The sequence below is a fragment of the Pseudoalteromonas sp. A3 genome (genome assembly GCF_025942345.1).
Lineage (GTDB): Bacteria > Pseudomonadota > Gammaproteobacteria > Enterobacterales > Alteromonadaceae > Pseudoalteromonas > Pseudoalteromonas atlantica.
The window spans coordinates 41547-59328 of the sequence record NZ_JAPCKL010000004.1 but is presented as its reverse complement, the minus strand read 5'-3'; the positions used below and the strand labels follow the sequence as shown (position 1 = coordinate 59328).

Genomic DNA, 17782 nt, shown 5'->3' with positions numbered 1-17782 from the left:
CTAGTTAGCGCTAGGGGGATTGAATATCGAGTTTCATTTCTTTTGCCATATGCAAAATTTTATCTAATCGCTGCGACTGATCTGGCTGCAGTGTAGAATTACTCAAAAGGGCGTAACACTTTTTAGCAATAACCAAGTTAAAAGTGCCGCCTTTTTGTTTTGTCGAATCAAACAAACACTGTAATAAATTAAGCGCAATGCTTGGGTTACGCGGCATAACTCTAAATGCTTGTGTAAACGCCTCTAACGCCGTATTTAATTGCCCTCTATTAAATTGAGTTACTGCATGGTTGTTAAGCTCTTTAGGGCCCATTTTAATGTCGCGGCGCTCACTTTGCTGCTGTTGAATGTAACGCAGGTAAGTTGTATCACTCATATTAGGGTGGCGCTCACAATGGCTAATTATTTGGCTAAATAGTGTTTGTGCTTTTTGATGAAAACCCAGCTCGTGAAACGCTTTTGCTTTATCAAGCGCCCCATCTACAGAGCGTATTAACGTATCGTCGTCATCAAGTTGCTCTATCAAGCGCTTGGCTTTTTGGTGCTCGTCTTTTAAATAGTGCAAACGCGCATTAAGTACATCAATTTGAGATTGGTTTGCGTTGTTAGGAAACTGCTTTTTTAAATCATTTATGTATTTATTAGTTTGACGCGAAATACGTTGTATTTGGTCTGTTTGATCTGTGGTTAAAGCAAAGTCTATACCGGCACGGGCAGCATTGAGATAGATGTCGGGGCTGTCATGAATAGAATGACGCGCATAGCTGGCTATGTCTTTTTGGGTTAAGTAGCTTTTTTCGTAATCGTGGTTTATTAACGAAACATTGCTTAACGATTTTTGTCTTTGGATATTACGTGGCGCAATATTGACTGCTTGGCTTAAAAAATCTTGTGCCAATTCAAATTGGTTTAGTTTTATTTCTAATCGGCCGAGTAAATCCAGTGCAACTAAACGTGTTTCATGGCGCTCAAGCATGGTTTTTAACATGCGTTGAGCAAGAATATGCTCATTATTAGCAATCAGGGCTTCTACTAAACCAACTTTGGCCCAGGCAAATTTTTGTATGTCTAGCACCGAGGTAAAAAAGTCTTTAGCTTCTTCACTGCGGTTTAGCCTAAGCAATGCATCTCCTTTTAAGCGAAGGAGGATAGGGCTGTATATATTGTTTTTTTTATTTAAAGCGGCATCGATTACTTTTATTGCTTTAGAGTCGTTGCCATCATCTACTAATGTATAAATGCTCTGAAGCTCATTTTTACGTTTTAGAATACGCTCAATCCGCGTTTTTAACTCTTGTACCGTAAATGGCTTTACCAAAAAGTCGTCGGGTTGAAGCTCTAAAACGCTATGCACTAGCGCACCACTGGTTTCTGCAGAAATAAAAATAAACGCGGTGGAGTTTTTTATCAGTTGCTTAACACGGAGTTCTTCGTAGAGTTGGTAGCCGTCTTGGTGTTTGCTTAAATTAAATGAACATACAATTAAATCAAATTGCTCAACCAAACATTGCTCTTTTGCTGCAATTGCATGATCGGCAAAGTGCAATTGCCGAAAGCCAAGCCTTTCTAGCGACTGTTTCATATAGCTTTGAGCGAGGGGCTGCTCTTCCACTATCAGTATTTTGGCTTTGGCGTAGATCTTAGTTGGCATTGGCTTACATGTTGTTTGATTTATCACAGACTATAATCAACAGTTTAGCTGCTTACAAGGGAATTTAACTATTAGCCGAGGTTATTAGAAGATTAAGTTATTTTCATACGTTTAGATGGCTTCATATTATCCTGCCTTAGCGATTTAGAACGATTGCTTAATTAATAGGTAAAAAGCAGCCCAAGTAAGCGATTAATTATATGTTTGCTTATGGCGCAGTTTATAACCCATATAGAACTCTACATGTTACAGATTAATCGTTTTGCAAAAGACAAATTAAGAGTGATATTTATGGAATTTTTTAACTTAGGTATTTTGAAGTGTTTACATGTGGTGAGTGACTACTTGGCTTGATACCGGTGACACTCGCCATTATTTGTAAAGGGCGGCGATGCTCTCTTTTGCTTATAACTGGGTTAATTACTCAAATAGGATTTTTATAATAATTATTCAGAGGAGTTTTGATGCTTTAGAAGTGTTTATATGTGGTAGGTGATTACTTGGCTTGATACCGGTAACCCTCGCCATTATTTGTAAAGGGCGGCGATGCTCTCTTTTTCTTATAACTGAGTTAATTACCTTTATATAATTTTATAGCGTATAGATTAATCGTTTTGCAAAAGACAAATCAAGAGTGATATTTATGGAAGTTTTTAACTTAGGTATTTTGAAGTGTTTATATGTGGTGGGTGATACTGGACTTGAACCAGTGACCCTCGCCTTGTAAGGGCGATGCTCTCCCAACTGAGCTAATCACCCACATATAATAGATATGACTTTATAAATTTAACGTTTAGTATAATTTGGTGGGTGATACTGGACTTGAACCAGTGACCCTCGCCTTGTAAGGGCGATGCTCTCCCAACTGAGCTAATCACCCAAATTATATATTTAATATGCACCATTCTAAGAATGGTGGGTCGTACTGGACTTGAACCAGTGACCCTCGCCTTGTAAGGGCGATGCTCTCCCAACTGAGCTAACGACCCATATTACAATTTTAAAACGCGACTATTAATATAATAGGCTTTATATGTGGTGGGTGATACTGGACTTGAACCAGTGACCCTCGCCTTGTAAGGGCGATGCTCTCCCAACTGAGCTAATCACCCACATATAAATTAAAACGCTACTATTAAAAAATAGTACTGGACTTTAACCAGTGAACCTCACCCTCTTTTACTAAAAGCAGTGACGCTCTCTTTTCTAACTGAGCTAACAACTCATATAGAATTTTAGATGTGTACACTTAATAAAGTGGTGGGTGATACTGGACTTGAACCAGTGACCCTCGCCTTGTAAGGGCGATGCTCTCCCAACTGAGCTAATCACCCACATCTAAACAACATTACATTGCTGCGTTGTTGTGGGGCGCTATTATAGATAGAGTTGCAAATGTGTCAACACTTGAATGATAAAAATGTGCTGAATGAAGGTTTTATAAACAGCGCAGGGTGGTTGGCGTTTACTTTATCATCAAATTTAAGTTGTTAGGGTAAATTAACAGCTGAATCTGAACTAAGTGACTGCCTTATTTTTACTTACAATAAAAAGCATTACTTAAATAAGCTAATAAAAGGCGATGTTGAAATTGATACAGTAAGCGTGACGTTTTATCAAAAAGAAGATTTATGACTATATAAGGTTTTAAATTATTGAACTGGTTTAGGGTACTTTTTAAAAGGTAAGGGCATAAGCAGTTATCTGTATTGCCATTAGTACGAATAAACTTTAATTAACGCCATGGGTTTTGGCACAATGACAACAAAAAAGAGCCTATTACCCAAACTGGAACATAGTGTTTAAAAACAGCACGAATTATTTGCTAGCACTTTTAACGACGGCCTAATTCACTTCAATTTTTATATGTGTGTACAAGCAACTTAAAAAGGGAAGGGTTGAGCATTTAATAATAAGGTTATCGAATAGAGCCCTCGCATTTTAATAACACACTTAAATGCGGGGTTTAGCCTTGGTTTTAGTACTTTTTTAACCCCAACTCAATTTGCATATAAATGTATACCTTTTATGTTAAACATTATTACTTCATCAACGAGGTATAAATAGATAATTAACCTGTTTATAGTACTGTGAGATGAAGTACAGGCCAAATTTTGTCGAAATTGTATTTTTTTGCATGTCTGATAGCCAGTTTGTTGAAAATTAAACCATTTAAATAAAGTGGCATAAAAAACTGTTGACTTTATTTTGGGGGGTGCATAGAATGCGCCCCGCACTCAGCGATACACAACGTGTTAAACACGTTAGGTATTAAAAGGTTTGGGGCTATAGCTCAGCTGGGAGAGCGCTTCGCTGGCAGCGAAGAGGTCTGCGGTTCGATCCCGCATAGCTCCACCAAATCTTTGTGCATGTCCTAGGGTAGCAGTTTTCTGTGTCCCCATCGTCTAGAGGCCTAGGACACCGCCCTTTCACGGCGGTAACAGGGGTTCGAATCCCCTTGGGGACGCCACTTACTATTTATAGTAGGGTAGTGTTATTAATAAAACTCGCCTGAAACGAGTCAAACCATTCAGTTGTCCTAGTGACACTTTTTAGTGTCCCCATCGTCTAGAGGCCTAGGACACCGCCCTTTCACGGCGGTAACAGGGGTTCGAATCCCCTTGGGGACGCCACTTACTATTTATAGTAGGGTAGTGTTATTAATAAAACTCGCCTGAAACGAGTCAAACCATTCAGTTGTCCTAGTGACACTTTTTAGTGTCCCCATCGTCTAGAGGCCTAGGACACCGCCCTTTCACGGCGGTAACAGGGGTTCGAATCCCCTTGGGGACGCCACTTACTATTTTAGTAGTGTATAAATCTATAACTTCCTCAGCGCTATCCAGTGCATTAATTTCTACCGCTTATCCGTTAAAATTTTAGTTTTACACTTTTAATTTTCTTCAATATCTAAAAACCTATCTATTTAATTAATAATCACCTACGTATAATTTCTTTGGTTTTCAAGACCGATCCGCAATAATAATTATTCATTTACAGTGATAGATTTTTTGCTAGCTGCGTTAAAAATACATACTTATAACTGCATGTGTAGATAAAATGGATAGCACAACTAAATTTCAAATTACTCTTAACCATATTTATTCATCCTTTAAATAGCTTACTCAATAAAGCCTGTACAAAATATTCAGCATTTATAAAGCGCTGTGCTGCTAACCTTTTAGCTTAATTTCTTATTATTAGGAGTTAATTATGGCAAGTGGTTGGGCGCGTGATGGCGCAATTCAAGATCAAATCGATGCAAGTGTTAACGACGCAGTGCAATATGCAAGGCAAAATTTAATCTCAGGCGCGAGTGCTGAATTCTGTGATGAGTGTGATTGTGAAATACCACAGGCACGCAGGTTAGCGCTGCCAGGTGTTAGGCACTGTGTGGCGTGTCAAAGTGAGCTTGAGGCTAAAGGCAAAGGCGTTGCTGGCGTAAACCGCCGAGCAAGTAAAGATAGCCAACTAAGGTAAAGGTGCGACTAGGCACCTTTTTGATAAATTTTATTGCCTAGTGAGCTTTGTTCTTCTTTTTCTGAATAAGCTCAATTGAATAGCCATCAGGGTCTTTCACAAAAGCAATTTCTGTTGTGCCGCCTTTTACTGGCCCCGGTTCTCGACTGACGTTTCCACCAGCGGCCTTTATGTCGTCACATGCCTTGTATATATCGTCAAATTCAATAGCTATATGGCCATATGCATTACCAAGATCGTAGCTATTTTCATCCCAATTATAAGTAAGCTCTAATACAGTATTACTATCCTCTTCACCATACCCTACAAAAGCTAATGTATAACGATACTCTTCGTTGTCAGAACGGCGTAATTCTTTCATTCCTAAAATCTGTGTATAAAAAGAAAGTGACTTTTCTAAGTCGGCTACACGCAACATTGTGTGTAATAAACGCATTTAGGTTACCTCTGTGAGTTTAAATTTAAATAGGTGTGGAGCATAGCGTCTTTATGGGGTATCCATAACCGCATTGCAAAGGCCAGAGCCTGCCATATACCTAGAGGCTTATTTTACCTCAACTTTGAACAATAAGTTTATATTAACCAGCTATTTGCGCACTCATTGCGTCAAATTTACGTGCAATAAGCCCAGTTATTGCCGCGCAAGTGGCTTTGCCTTCACTGAAAACCTCGGCTTGTGAAATAAATTAAAATATCAGTACGATTTAATACGTAAGTAAACTTCTTAACCTGAGTTCGGGCAATTTAAGCTAAATGTGGGCAAGGCACTTACAACCACGCATTGCCATAATATTAGCACACTAAATTAGTGGTATTACCAACAATGGGTTAGTGCACAATGTAATTATAGCCACGCTATTTATACGAGTTTATAAAGTTGTTGCACTTATTGGTCAACCTATTTTTTATTAAGCTCTAACCAAAGAAGGGAAAAGTGCGTTGAATTAATTTGATTTCCATACTACCTATAACTAATTGTTTATTATTGTTATTTTGTTGATTTGAAATAAGTTGTAAATTACCTTGGTTTACAAAGTTAACTTATTGGTTGACAAGATTGGTGTATGGTAATACAGTTTTTACATACCAATTGGTAAGCTGCTTGGTTTTAGCTTCTCCAAGGTATTAATAAATAATCAAAGCAATGCTAAGCATAACGAAATAAATACGTAACCGGTCAACAATATACAGCGTGTAATCACTCTGTTTTTATTCGCTCAAATGGTAATAACGCGGCGGGTTACCTATTCAAACGAACATGCTCAGGGTTACTTTAGCAAATTGAATTAAACGACACAGCGTACCTATTTATGGGGTAAATCATTACTCGTACTCATAAAAGCACGCGCCATCATATTTAGGAGTTATTCATGTCTAAACCAGTAATCGGTTTTATCGGCCTTGGCTTAATGGGCGGCAATATGGCCGAAAACTTACAGAACAAAGGCTATGAGCTTATTGTTATGGATTTAAACAAAGATGCGGTTGCTGCATGCGTTAGCAGAGGCGCAAAAACAGCAAGCACTGCAAAAGAGCTTGCACAAGGTGCAGACATAATTATGTTTTGTTTAACAACATCAGCAGTTGTTGAAAAAATTGTGTACGCAGAAGATGGCATTTTAGCGGGTATTAAAGAAGGCGCGGTATTAATTGATTTTGGTACATCAATTCCTTCATCTACTAAAAAAATTGGTGCTGATCTAGCCGCTAAAGGCGCAGGCATGATTGACGCACCACTAGGGCGTACTCCAGCCCATGCTAAAGACGGCCTATTAAATATTATGGCAGCGGGTGATATTGACACCTTCAATAAAGTTAAACCTGTACTTGAAGATCAAGGCGAAAACGTATTTCACCTAGGTGAGCTAGGCGCAGGGCATACAACTAAGTTAATCAATAACTTTATGGGTATGACCACGGTATGTGCTATGTCACAAGCGTTTGCTGTAGCAGACAAAGCCGGTGTAGACCGCCAGCAACTATTTGACATTATGTCGACAGGGCCTTCTAGCTCTCCATTTATGCAATTTTGTAAAAACTACGCGGTAGACAATGTGAGCGACCTTGGTTTTTCAATTGCTAATGCAAACAAAGATTTAGGCTACTTCCTACAAATGGTGTCAGACCTTGGGACTGAATCAAAAATTGCTGAAGGGTCATCTGCTAACTTACAAGCGGCATTTGATGCAGGTATGGGGCAAGGCAACGTACCAGAAATTTTTGATTACTTTAAAACTCTAGAAAAGTAATACCGACAACATTGGGTGCTTTAACGTAGTTAAAGCACCAAAACACACACAACATCAATTGGCTAGATTTAACCTGCTTTGTGCAATGAGTGCAGCATTACTATTGATAAGGCATTACTTCCGGTCACACTGAAAAAGAGTTATCTATGCGTTTAATTAATATAATAAAGCTTAGCCTAGTTCTTATTGGGTGCACATCCACACAATTGGCAGCCAAAGATTATTTTGTAGACACTAAACAAGCTTTTCAAGAAATCTCTGACAAACTCGTTGCCGGCGATAAAATAACTCTCAAAGACGGTACGTGGTCTAATTTCGAAATTTTATTACAAGGCCAAGGAACCAAAAACGCCCCTATAAAGCTTACAGCGCAAACCAAGGGTAACGTTATTTTATCAGGGCAATCTAATTTAAGACTGGCGGGTTCGTATTTAGAAGTGTCAGGACTTGTATTTAAAAATGGGTATACGCCTAGCTCAGCCGTTATAGAATTTCGTAAAAATAAAGATGAGCTTGCTACTCACTCCCGCGTAACACAAGTCGTTATCGATAACTACAATAACCCCGATAAACGAGAATCAGACTATTGGGTGGCTCTATATGGTAAACACAATCGTTTTGATCACAGCCACTTAGTAGGTAAACGTAACAAAGGCGTTACGGTTGCAGTAAGGCTTAATAGTGAGCAAAGCCGACAAAACCACCATCAAATTGATCATAACTTCTTTGGCTATCGTCCTACTTTTGGATCTAACGGCGGTGAAACACTACGCATTGGTACTAGCCACTATTCATTAAGTGATTCATTTACCGTAGTTGAAAACAACTACTTTGAACGTACTAACGGCGAAGTAGAAATAATCTCGGTTAAATCAGGGAAAAACCAAATCCGCAATAATGTGTTTTTTGAGTCTCGCGGCACACTAACGTTGCGCCATGGTAATGGCAATATTATAGAAGAGAACGTTTTTTTTGGTAACGGTGTGGATCACACAGGTGGCATTCGCATCATTAATAAAAACCAAACAGTAAAAAATAACTACTTAGAAGGTTTAACAGGCTACCGTTTTGGCAGTGGTTTTACGGTTATGAACGGCGTACCTAACTCACCAATAAATCGCTACCATCAGGTAGAAAACGCGATAATTGAAAACAATACCTATGTAAATGTGCGTCATATACAACTTGGCGCAGGTAGCGATAGCGAGCGAAGCGCTGCGCCAATTAATAGCGTAATGAAAAATAACCTTATTATTAATCAAAATGGCGAGCAGCCTTTTACAACCTTTGATGATGTAAGCGGTATTAAATTTAGTAAAAATGTAGCTAATACCCAGGTATTAAAAGAGTTAAATTACGGTGTTAAACAGCAAAATGTAACACTAACCAGAGCTAGTAACGGTTTACTGTATCCTGAATCAAGCAAAATTAGTACAGGTGCTAAACGCGGTTTAAAAGTGCTAAAAAAGGCCGATACCGGCGTTAGTTGGTATCCAAAAGCAGAGCAAGTTGTGGCATTTGATACGGGTAAAACTCACCAGGTTAAAGCAACTGCAGATGCCTTACTTAACGCAATCAATGCAGCCCAAACGGGTGATGTATTAGAGCTTGCAGATGGTCAATACGATGTATCTAAACTCGTTAAAATAACAAAAGTGCTTACCCTTAAGGCTAAACATACTGGCAAAGCTAAGCTGACCTACCAACGCTCCACCTTATTCGAAATTCATGATGGCGGTAGCTTAAAGCTAGATGGTTTAGTTATCTCGGGTGAAAACGCACCTGATGCCATTAATAATAGTGTGGTACGTACTAAAAAGTGGGGCATGGTTGATAACTACCGCTTTGAAATATACAACTCACAATTAACTAATCTTGATATTAATCACTCATTTCACTTTTTTGTAACGGGTAAAGGGGCGATGGCAGATGAAATCACGTTAGTAAATAACACCTTTAAAAATGTAACTGGCGATATTTTACGTCTCGATACCGAAATAGAAGACTTAGGTATTTATAACGCAGAGTATGTAACACTTAAAAGCAATACCTTTAATGAGGTAGCCGGTGGAGTCGTTAAGTTATACCGAGGTGGAAGTGATGAAAGCACCTTTGGTCCGCATTTATTAATGACCAATAACACCCTAACTAAAGTAGGTTTAGGTAAGCGCAACAAGGCGCAAGCGAGTGTGTATGCGCACGGTGTACAAGTAACAAATATTGCAAGCAACGTATTTGAAAAATCGGCACCGATTAAAATTGAGCACACGGTTGGTGAGCCAATAACAGCCATTACAGATAACACCTTTGATGCAACTCAAGCACCAAACGTAAAAGAGTTACGTGTAGCGGGCCCGCACACGGCAACGATTAAAAATAACAACGTTTTAAATAAGGTGAACTAACAATGATGAATTTAACCCAAAATAAGTCATTATTTAAAACGCTGGGTGTTACTGTAAGTGCCTTAGTTTTATCGATAAACGCCTACGCAGCGCATCCAAATTTGGTAATAACCAATGATGATGTACAGCAAATGCGCCAAGCAATTAGCAACAACGAACAGGGCAAGTTTGCCAACGCATTTGCAGCGCTTAAGGCACAAGTGGATGAGCAAATTAAAAGCCCTATAACAGTGCCTGTACCAAAAGACGGTGGGGGAGGCTATACCCACGAACGACACAAAAAAAATTATCAGCTTATGTATAACGCCGGTGTTATTTATCAGCTAAGCCAAGATGATAAATACGCTCATTACGTACGTGATATGTTGCTTGAGTATGCCAAATTATACCCAACACTTGATGTACACCCTAAGCGCAAAGTTAAGTCGCAAAACCCAGGTAAACTATTTTGGCAAAGCCTTAATGAGGCCATGTGGCTTGTTTATACCATTCAAGCATACGATTTAGTGCATGATGCGTTAAGCGCCGCTAATATTAAAACCATTGAAAATGACTTACTGCGTCCAGTATCGTTATTTTTATCACAAGGCCAGCCATCAACCTTTAACAAGGTACATAACCATGGTACGTGGGCTACAGCCGGTGTAGGCATGGCAGGGTATGTGTTAGATGAATCTGAGTGGGTCGAAAAGTCTCTTTACGATTTAGATAAATCGGGCGAGGGTGGCTTTATTAAGCAGCTAGACATGTTGTTTTCGCCACAAGGCTATTACAACGAAGGTCCTTATTATCAACGCTTTGCACTACTTCCGTTTGTTACCTTTGCTAAAGCAATTGAAAACAACGAACCGCAGCGAGACATTTTTGAATATCGCGATGGCATATTACTTAAAGCCATTGATACCACTATTCAGCTAAGCTATAACGGTTTGTTTTTCCCGATAAACGATGCAATTAAAAGTAAAGGTATAGACACAATAGAGCTGGTACACGGTGTAACAGCCGCTTACGGTTTAACACACGATACTGGTTACTTAGATATAGCTAAAAAGCAAAATCAAATAATACTCTCTGGTGATGGCCTAAAAGTGGCTCAAGCGCTGGATAAAAATAAGCAAACCCCTTATGTATTTAAATCGGTAGCGTTTGGCGATGGTAACGATGGCGAGCAAGGGGCGTTGGTAGTAATGCGTACGCAAACTGGTGGCGACCAAGCACTTTTATTTAAACCTGCTGCACAGGGTTTAGGGCATGGACATTTTGATAAATTAACATGGCAGTTTTACGATCATGGCAATGAAATTGTATCTGATTATGGCGCTGCACGTTTTTTAAATGTTGAGGCTAAATACGGCGGCCGTTACCTACCAGAAAACGAAACTTACGCAAAACATACCGTGGCACACAATACGGTTGTGATTGATGAAACCTCGCATTTTAATGCAAATGTTAAAGTGGGTAATAACAATCATCCTACGCTTAATTTCTTTGAAACAAACCAATACGGAACGGTGTCAAGTGGGCAAATAAGCACCGCTTACAAAGGTGTTGAGCTTGAACGCACGTTAGCATTAATTAATTTACCTATGCTTGAAAGCACGCTTGCAGTTGATATTTTTAATGTGACTGCAGATTCCTCCCATAAAATTGATTTACCACTGCATTACAAAGGCCAATTAATTGATACCAGCTTTGAGTTACTTGGTAACACCAAAAGCTTAGCTGCGCTGGGTGATAAAAATGGTTATCAACATTTATGGTTAAAAGCACAGGCGCAACCAGATGAAGGCCTAGCAAAGGTAACGTGGTTAAACGACAACGGCCGTTTTTATACTCAAACTAGCCTAGTAAAAGGGGATGAGTCTTTCTTATTTACGCAAATAGGGGCAAACGATCCACACTTTAATCTTCGTAACGAAAATGGCTACATTCGCCGTGTAGAAGGTAAAAAACAGCATAAATTTATTTCAGTACTTGAGCCTCACGGTGAATACAACCCAAGTAAAGAATATACCCTAGAGGCTGTTAGCCGTGTATCGTCACTTAAGTATGACGCGCAAGAGCACTTAGACCTAATTGAAGTTAAAGTAAAAAATAATACCTATTTGGTTGCTATCAACAAAGCCGATAAAGCAGCTAAACACACATTCACATATCAAAATAAAGCATTCACCTTAAATGGCCGCCTTGGCGTTTATGCGATGAAGAATAATCAGGAGTAAACAGGATGCAAAAGCAAAGTGCACACTTTTCATTTGGTAACGAAACCGAGATTGAAGATTTAGGTAACGGCTTAAAACGCCAAATGCTTGGCTATAACGAAGAGCTAATGGCCGTGAAAATTTGGTTCTCAGAAGGGGCTATTGGTTATAACCATGCGCACAGGCATTCGCAAGTAACGTATGTAGTTGAGGGTGAGTTTCACTTTAACATTGATGGCGTAACTAAAATCTTAAAAGCGGGTGATAGCTGTTTTATTCCTCCTTTTGCTGATCACGGTGCAACGTGCCCAACTGGCGGTATACTGATTGATACCTTTAGCCCAGCTCGCGAAGACTTTCTTGAGGAATAACCTATGAAAATTCAAGGCTTACGCTGGTGGGTTATAGTGCTAATTGCACTTGCTACCATTATTAACTACATAGACCGTCAAGCGCTTAGCGTTTTATGGCCAGACATTGTGGAAGAGATGTTCCCTGATGAATCTGCGTTAGAGCGTAAACAAATTTACGCTAATATTTCTATAGTATTCGTATTTGCTTATGCATTTGGCCAGGCTATTTTTGGCAAAATTTTTGACTGGGTTGGCACGCGTTTAGGTTTTGTGCTTTCAATTGGTGTGTGGTCATTAGCCACTGTTGCCCATGCTTTTGCACAAGGGGTGCTTAGTTTAAGTATTTTCCGTGCAATTTTAGGTGTAGCCGAAGCTGGTAACTGGCCCGGTGCAGCTAAAGGTAATGCCGAGTGGTTTCCAACAAAAGAGCGTGCTTTAGCGCAAGGTATATTTAATTCTGGCGCAGCCATTGGTGGCATTATTGCTATCCCGCTTATTGCTTATTTAACCGTGTATTTTAGCTGGCAAATGGTGTTTGTATTTGTTGGTGCCTTAGGTTTTTTATGGTTAGTTCCTTGGATTATATTGGTAAAAGCGCCTCCAGGCTCTCACCCTTGGATAAGTGAAGAAGAGCGTGAGTACATTCTTACCGGACAAAGACGCGTTGATGACAACGGTGATGTAACAAGCGATGACGAAGAAGAATATAACCCGTCTACAGGCGAGTTACTCTCTCGTAAGCAAAGCTGGGGCGTAATTATAGCCTCTGCAGCTATCGACCCTATTTGGTGGTTATTTGTTTTTTGGATACCAATTTACTTAAACGAAGTGTATGGCATGGATGTTAAAGCGATTGGTATTTATGGCTGGGTTCCGTATGTAGGCGCTATGTTTGGTGCTTGGTTTGGTGGCTTACTTGCCCAAAACCGCCTTAAAGCAGGCTGGAATACCGATAAAACGCGTAAGCTGACCATCACATTAGGGTGTTTAATTATGTTGCCGGCGCTGCTTGCAATGGCAAACCCAGGCGAGCCGGTAATTGCGGTACTTATTATGGCTGTTATTTTATTTGGTTTTCAAACCGCCATTGGTAACGTGCAAACCTTACCAAGCGACTTACTGGGTAAAAAAGCGGTAGGTACGTTGTCGGGCTTCTCTGGCATGGCCGCAAAATTAGGTGCTGTAGGCCTTACGTCATTGGTACCTATTTTAACAGCGGATGGTAATTATACACCGGCGTTTGTGATAGGCGCGTCTTTAGCGATTATTGCAATGGCAGCTGTATGGATTTTAATTCCAAAAATTGAACCATTGAAAAAGCCTAACTAATTTGTTGGCAATGGCTGTGTTTCTCACAGCCATTTACTACCTAAGGTAAGTGATAATAATGAAAAATATTTACTTTATTGGCGAGTGCATGATTGAGTTAAGAGCGACTGTTCCCTCTACATTGCATCAGTCATTTGCAGGTGACGTATACAATTCGGCTGTTTACTTAAAGCGTTGTTTCCCACAAATCAGCACCTCAGTTATTACCGCTTTAGGGGAAGATAACTTAAGTAAAAAAATGCGTGAGCGTTTTGCAAGTGAGCAACTAAATACAGACTATGTATTTGCTCATAACAGTAAAGTCCCAGGTATGTATTACATAGAAACGGACGAGCAAGGTGAGCGCAGTTTTATTTACTGGCGTGATGATTCAGCAGCCAAAAAGGTGGTTGAATTTATCAGCCCTGAGCTCGTTAAGCAGCTGTCATCGGGTGATATGTTTTTCTTTTCGGGTATTTCTTTAGCCGTAATAGAAGAGCAAGCAAGAGCGCAGTTTTGGGACATAGTAAAGCAACTTAAAGCCGCGGGTGTAAAAATAGTATTTGACCCAAATTACCGTGCGCGACTTTGGGATAACGTTGAGCAAACTAAAGCGCAATACCATAGTGCATTTAGCCTAGCCGATATTACGTTACCCGGCGTTGAAGACTTAGAAACGCTTTACAACGTGCAAAGTGTAGAAGCGGTAATTGATTATTTGGCTTCGTACAACATTAACGAAATTATAGTAAAAAACGGCCCCGATTCAGTCATTACAAAAGAGGCTAATACAGTGCAAAGCCACAGTATTACGCCGGTTAAAAACGTTGTTGATACAACCTCCGCAGGCGATGCCTTTAACGGCGTGTATTTAGGAGCGCGCTTAGATGGGCGCCCAATTAGCGAAGCGGTTAAGCTGGGCGCGCAGGCTGCCGGCGCTGTTATTCAGCAACCCGGTGCTATTGCACCAAAAGGTGTTTTTCAACAAGCCATGGCTAAATCAGGTCTCTAACTGGCTAATTTACTCAATTTATAACACTAAGTAGCACGATTATTTAAAAATAAGGGAAATAACGCATGACTCGCTTTTCTGAACTAATGGCAGGGCAAACTCTGCTACCTATAATTCAAGCAGACACGCCAGAGCAAGGTGTAAACATTGCTAAAGCAATGGCAGAGGCAGGCCTAACTTTGGTAGAAGTTGTTCTTAGAACAGATGCATCAATTGATGCGCTTAAAGCCATAAAAGAACAGGTTCCACAGCTAAAAGTGGGCGCAGGCACCGTTATTAACGAAACAATTTTAAAGCAAGCGCTAGAAGCAGGCTCAGATTTTATAGTTACTCCCGCTGTATCGCCTACACTATTAAGTGAGCTGGTTAAGTGTAACGTGCCAGTATTGCCAGGTGTATCAAATACCGGCGATATATTAATGGCGCTTGAGTATGGTTTTGAAGAGCAAAAACTCTTTCCTGCTTCACTGGCTGGTGGTGCGCCGTTTGTCTCTGCTGTCTCATCTGTATTTCGTGCAGTGAGCTTTTGCCCGACCGGCGGTGTAAGCGAAAAAAATAAAATGGATTACTTGTCGTTAAACAATGTATTTGCAGTAGGCGGTACCTGGGTTGCTAAAAAAGAATGGGTAACGCAGGGTAATTGGCAAGCCATTACAGACTCTTGTATCGAGGCTTTAAAATAGCAAGGAGCAAAAAATGAATTATTTAGCCCCAACCATTGCACCAGGCGTTGTTGTTGGCGATGAAGTAAGCGAAGTGTATAAACACGCACGAACGCATCAGTATGCATTGCCTGCTGTAAACGTGGTGAGCACATCGTCAATTAATGCCACCTTAGAGGCCGCAAAAAAAATGAAGTCGCCGGTCATTATTCAACTATCTAATGGGGGAGCGCAGTTTTTTTGTGGTAAAGGTTTAGCACTCGAGGGCCAGCAATCTGCCGTTGTTGGGGCAATAAGTGCTGCACAGTATGTGCATAACGTGGCGAAGCACTATGGCGTTGCTGTAATGCTGCACACAGATCACGCAGCAAAAAAACTACTGCCCTGGATTGATGGTTTATTAGATGAAGGCGAAAAGTATTTTTCACAAACAGGCAAGCCGCTTTTTTCATCGCACATGATAGACCTGTCAGAAGAGCCACTGGAAGAAAATATAGAAATTTGTGAGCGTTATTTAGCGCGCATGGCAAAAATAGGCATGACACTTGAAATAGAGCTCGGGTGTACCGGCGGAGAAGAAGACGGAGTTGATAACTCGCACCTCGACAGCTCCGCGCTTTACACTCAACCAGAAGATGTAGCCTACGCCTATGAGCGACTTAGTAAAATAAGCCCTAATTTTATCATTGCTGCTTCGTTTGGTAACGTTCACGGCGTTTACAAGCCTGGCAATGTGGTATTAACACCTACCATATTACGCGACTCGCAAGCCTATGTAGCTGAAAAATTTAATTTAGAGCATAACGCTATTAATTTTGTATTTCACGGTGGGAGTGGCTCTGAGCACAGTAAAATTGCCGAGTCGCTCACCTACGGGGTGGTAAAAATGAACATTGATACCGACACCCAATGGGCGAGTTGGAACGGGGTATTAAACTACTACCAAGAAAAACAAGGCTACTTGCAAGGCCAAATTGGTAACCCTGATGGCGAAGATAAACCCAATAAAAAATACTATGATCCACGTGTGTGGTTACGTCAGTCGGAGCAGCATATGGTGGCTCGCCTGATCCAATGTTTTGACGACCTTAATTGTGTGAACAGGTATAGCGCATGAAAAGACTGAATAAAGTATTAAAGCAAGATGGGGTTGAAACCGACCTTATCATGTTAATTCGCACGCTATTAGCAACCACAAAAGAAATAGCGTTTAGAGTAAGCCAAGGTGAGCTTGCGGGTGTTTTAGGCTCTACCCTTAACGAAAATATCCAGGGCGAGGTGCAAAAAAAGTTAGATGTCATTGCCAATCAACTGTTAAAAGATACCTTAATTGATGATGATCTTGTAAAAACAGTGGCATCTGAAGAAGAAGATAATGCAGTAGGCGCCCACCCTGATGGTAAATATATTGTTGCATTTGATCCCCTTGATGGGTCATCAAACATTGATGTTAACGGGCAAATAGGCACTATTTTTACCATTTACCCAGCAAAAGCAGATGTGCCCTACGATAGTGATGAGCAATTTAATCAACCCGGTACTAACCAGGTTTGTGCAGGCTACGTGCTGTATGGGCCATCGTCGTTACTAGTAATGAGTACAGGTGGGCCAACCCGCTGTTATACACACGATTTAACCCACGGTGGCTTTTTGCTGACAAAACCAGAGCTTGCAGTACCGAGTAAAAGCCGTGAGTTCTCGGTTAATATGGCAAATTACCGATACTGGGATGAAGCAACACAAGTTTACTTTGATAAATTACTGTATACATCAGAAGAGTTTGCTAAAAGCTCAATTCGCTATAATGCAGCCATGGTTGGCGATGTGCACCGAATTTTATGCCGTGGCGGGGTATTTATGTACCCGCAAGATACGCGCGCGGGTAATGAAAACGGTAAAATACGCTTACTTTACGAAGCTAACCCACTGGCAATGCTCACTGAAAACGCAGGCGGTATAGCCACCTCTAAAGGCATGCGTATTTTAGATATTCAGCCCGATGAGCTGCATCAGCGTGTGCCTGTTATTTTAGGCTCTAGTGAACCTGTGACTTACTTTAATTCTACGGTTTATTAAACCTGACTAAGGCCTCAGTACAAAAGGGCGGTTATTGTCCCCTAACGCCTTTTAAATAAAACGTATGCCGCTGCTGACTAATAGTGAGTTAAACGCAGTGGCTACGTTATTTACACACCAAAAATTCATATCTATAGGCTATTACAGCTAAAGCTTTATGCCTGTATTTTCCACTCCTCCATTCTTTATGTCCTTATCGCGCTACGTATTAATTTAGAGTAATCCTTTCGGTAAAACCAATTGTTCATAAAGGTTGCTTGTTTATCTATTCGTGAAATTAATATTGGTAATAACGCTGCGTTATTAGGTATAGACGTAAGTTAACTTTCAGTTAATAAAATATGATGAATTTTGAACGAATATAGTGGTAAAAGTGTTTTTATTA

General features: G+C 40.3%; 12 protein-coding genes and 9 tRNA genes. 14 read left to right on the top strand and 7 right to left on the bottom strand.

Annotation, left to right across the window (positions count from 1 at the left end; translation table 11 throughout):
* Nucleotides 1-10: 10 nt before the first annotated feature.
* The 6 genes from OIZ54_RS09125 to OIZ54_RS09100 all read right to left on the bottom strand — a co-directional run bounded on the left by OIZ54_RS09125 (nt 11) and on the right by OIZ54_RS09100 (nt 2985).
* Nucleotides 11-1651: a tetratricopeptide repeat-containing response regulator gene (locus tag OIZ54_RS09125; RefSeq protein WP_264390220.1), complete on the bottom strand. Its 1641-nt coding sequence runs from the start codon at nt 1649-1651 to the stop codon at nt 11-13.
* A gap of 683 nt (nt 1652-2334) precedes the next feature.
* Nucleotides 2335-2410: transfer RNA gene (locus OIZ54_RS09120), tRNA-Val, on the bottom strand.
* A 45-nt stretch (nt 2411-2455) separates the two neighbouring features.
* A tRNA-Val gene (locus OIZ54_RS09115) sits at nt 2456-2531 on the bottom strand.
* A 33-nt stretch (nt 2532-2564) separates the two neighbouring features.
* Nucleotides 2565-2640, bottom strand: a tRNA-Val gene (locus tag OIZ54_RS09110).
* A gap of 47 nt (nt 2641-2687) precedes the next feature.
* A tRNA-Val gene (locus tag OIZ54_RS09105) sits at nt 2688-2763 on the bottom strand.
* Nucleotides 2764-2909: 146 nt separating this feature from the next.
* Nucleotides 2910-2985: transfer RNA gene (locus OIZ54_RS09100), tRNA-Val, on the bottom strand.
* A gap of 948 nt (nt 2986-3933) precedes the next feature.
* On the opposite strand from OIZ54_RS09100, the gene OIZ54_RS09095 reads away from it, so the two are divergent.
* From OIZ54_RS09095 to OIZ54_RS09075, 5 genes are all read left to right on the top strand, one after another.
* Nucleotides 3934-4009, top strand: a tRNA-Ala gene (locus OIZ54_RS09095).
* A 36-nt stretch (nt 4010-4045) separates the two neighbouring features.
* Nucleotides 4046-4121 (top strand) — tRNA-Glu (locus tag OIZ54_RS09090).
* Between the two features lie 87 nt (nt 4122-4208).
* Nucleotides 4209-4284, top strand: a tRNA-Glu gene (locus OIZ54_RS09085).
* Between the two features lie 87 nt (nt 4285-4371).
* Nucleotides 4372-4447: transfer RNA gene (locus OIZ54_RS09080), tRNA-Glu, on the top strand.
* 417 nt (nt 4448-4864) lie between these two features.
* Nucleotides 4865-5131, top strand: coding sequence for a DksA/TraR family C4-type zinc finger protein (locus OIZ54_RS09075; RefSeq protein WP_024034161.1), 267 nt, complete (start codon nt 4865-4867; stop codon nt 5129-5131).
* 37 nt (nt 5132-5168) lie between these two features.
* On the opposite strand, the gene gloA is transcribed toward OIZ54_RS09075, so the two are convergent.
* Nucleotides 5169-5567, bottom strand: a complete 399-nt coding sequence (gloA, locus tag OIZ54_RS09070) for a lactoylglutathione lyase (RefSeq protein ID WP_004589277.1) — start codon at nt 5565-5567, stop codon at nt 5169-5171.
* Nucleotides 5568-6501: 934 nt separating this feature from the next.
* On the opposite strand from gloA, the gene OIZ54_RS09065 reads away from it, so the two are divergent.
* The 9 genes from OIZ54_RS09065 (at nt 6502) to OIZ54_RS09025 (ending at nt 17397) form a co-directional block, all read left to right on the top strand.
* Nucleotides 6502-7380, top strand: coding sequence for an NAD(P)-dependent oxidoreductase (locus tag OIZ54_RS09065; RefSeq protein WP_024034160.1), 879 nt, complete (start codon nt 6502-6504; stop codon nt 7378-7380).
* 146 nt (nt 7381-7526) lie between these two features.
* Nucleotides 7527-9785: a chondroitinase-B domain-containing protein gene (locus tag OIZ54_RS09060; RefSeq protein ID WP_264390219.1), complete on the top strand. Its 2259-nt coding sequence runs from the start codon at nt 7527-7529 to the stop codon at nt 9783-9785.
* Nucleotides 9786-9787: 2 nt separating this feature from the next.
* Entirely contained in the window at nt 9788-12007 is a 2220-nt protein-coding gene (locus OIZ54_RS09055) for a heparinase II/III family protein (protein WP_413680487.1), read from the top strand.
* 5 nt (nt 12008-12012) lie between these two features.
* On the top strand, nt 12013-12357 hold the full coding sequence (locus OIZ54_RS09050; RefSeq protein ID WP_004589273.1) for a cupin domain-containing protein: 345 nt from the start codon (nt 12013-12015) through the stop codon (nt 12355-12357).
* A gap of 3 nt (nt 12358-12360) precedes the next feature.
* Nucleotides 12361-13668: an MFS transporter gene (locus OIZ54_RS09045; RefSeq protein WP_024034157.1), complete on the top strand. Its 1308-nt coding sequence runs from the start codon at nt 12361-12363 to the stop codon at nt 13666-13668.
* Between the two features lie 58 nt (nt 13669-13726).
* Nucleotides 13727-14659 (top strand): sugar kinase, encoded by a 933-nt coding sequence (locus OIZ54_RS09040; protein ID WP_264390218.1) that lies wholly within the window; start codon nt 13727-13729, stop codon nt 14657-14659.
* 65 nt (nt 14660-14724) lie between these two features.
* The gene (eda, locus tag OIZ54_RS09035) at nt 14725-15342 is read left to right on the top strand and encodes a bifunctional 4-hydroxy-2-oxoglutarate aldolase/2-dehydro-3-deoxy-phosphogluconate aldolase (RefSeq protein ID WP_024034155.1); all 618 of its coding nucleotides are present in this window, start codon (nt 14725-14727) and stop codon (nt 15340-15342) included.
* Between the two features lie 13 nt (nt 15343-15355).
* Nucleotides 15356-16438, top strand: coding sequence for a class II fructose-bisphosphate aldolase (gene fbaA / locus OIZ54_RS09030; RefSeq protein ID WP_264390217.1), 1083 nt, complete (start codon nt 15356-15358; stop codon nt 16436-16438).
* Nucleotides 16435-17397, top strand: coding sequence for a class 1 fructose-bisphosphatase (locus OIZ54_RS09025; RefSeq protein ID WP_029772406.1), 963 nt, complete (start codon nt 16435-16437; stop codon nt 17395-17397). The genes fbaA and OIZ54_RS09025 overlap by 4 nt, the downstream gene beginning before the upstream one ends.
* Nucleotides 17398-17782 lie beyond the last annotated feature (385 nt).

Coding starts and splice junctions, on each gene's coding strand:
- OIZ54_RS09055 (WP_413680487.1), top strand. CDS start 9,788: ATGATGAATTTAACCCAAAATAAGTCATTATTTAAAACGCTGGGTGTT.
- OIZ54_RS09125 (WP_264390220.1), bottom strand. CDS start 1,651: ATGCCAACTAAGATCTACGCCAAAGCCAAAATACTGATAGTGGAAGAG.
- OIZ54_RS09050 (WP_004589273.1), top strand. CDS start 12,013: ATGCAAAAGCAAAGTGCACACTTTTCATTTGGTAACGAAACCGAGATT.
- OIZ54_RS09040 (WP_264390218.1), top strand. CDS start 13,727: ATGAAAAATATTTACTTTATTGGCGAGTGCATGATTGAGTTAAGAGCG.
- OIZ54_RS09075 (WP_024034161.1), top strand. CDS start 4,865: ATGGCAAGTGGTTGGGCGCGTGATGGCGCAATTCAAGATCAAATCGAT.
- eda (WP_024034155.1), top strand. CDS start 14,725: ATGACTCGCTTTTCTGAACTAATGGCAGGGCAAACTCTGCTACCTATA.
- OIZ54_RS09045 (WP_024034157.1), top strand. CDS start 12,361: ATGAAAATTCAAGGCTTACGCTGGTGGGTTATAGTGCTAATTGCACTT.
- OIZ54_RS09060 (WP_264390219.1), top strand. CDS start 7,527: ATGCGTTTAATTAATATAATAAAGCTTAGCCTAGTTCTTATTGGGTGC.
- OIZ54_RS09025 (WP_029772406.1), top strand. CDS start 16,435: ATGAAAAGACTGAATAAAGTATTAAAGCAAGATGGGGTTGAAACCGAC.
- OIZ54_RS09065 (WP_024034160.1), top strand. CDS start 6,502: ATGTCTAAACCAGTAATCGGTTTTATCGGCCTTGGCTTAATGGGCGGC.
- fbaA (WP_264390217.1), top strand. CDS start 15,356: ATGAATTATTTAGCCCCAACCATTGCACCAGGCGTTGTTGTTGGCGAT.
- gloA (WP_004589277.1), bottom strand. CDS start 5,567: ATGCGTTTATTACACACAATGTTGCGTGTAGCCGACTTAGAAAAGTCA.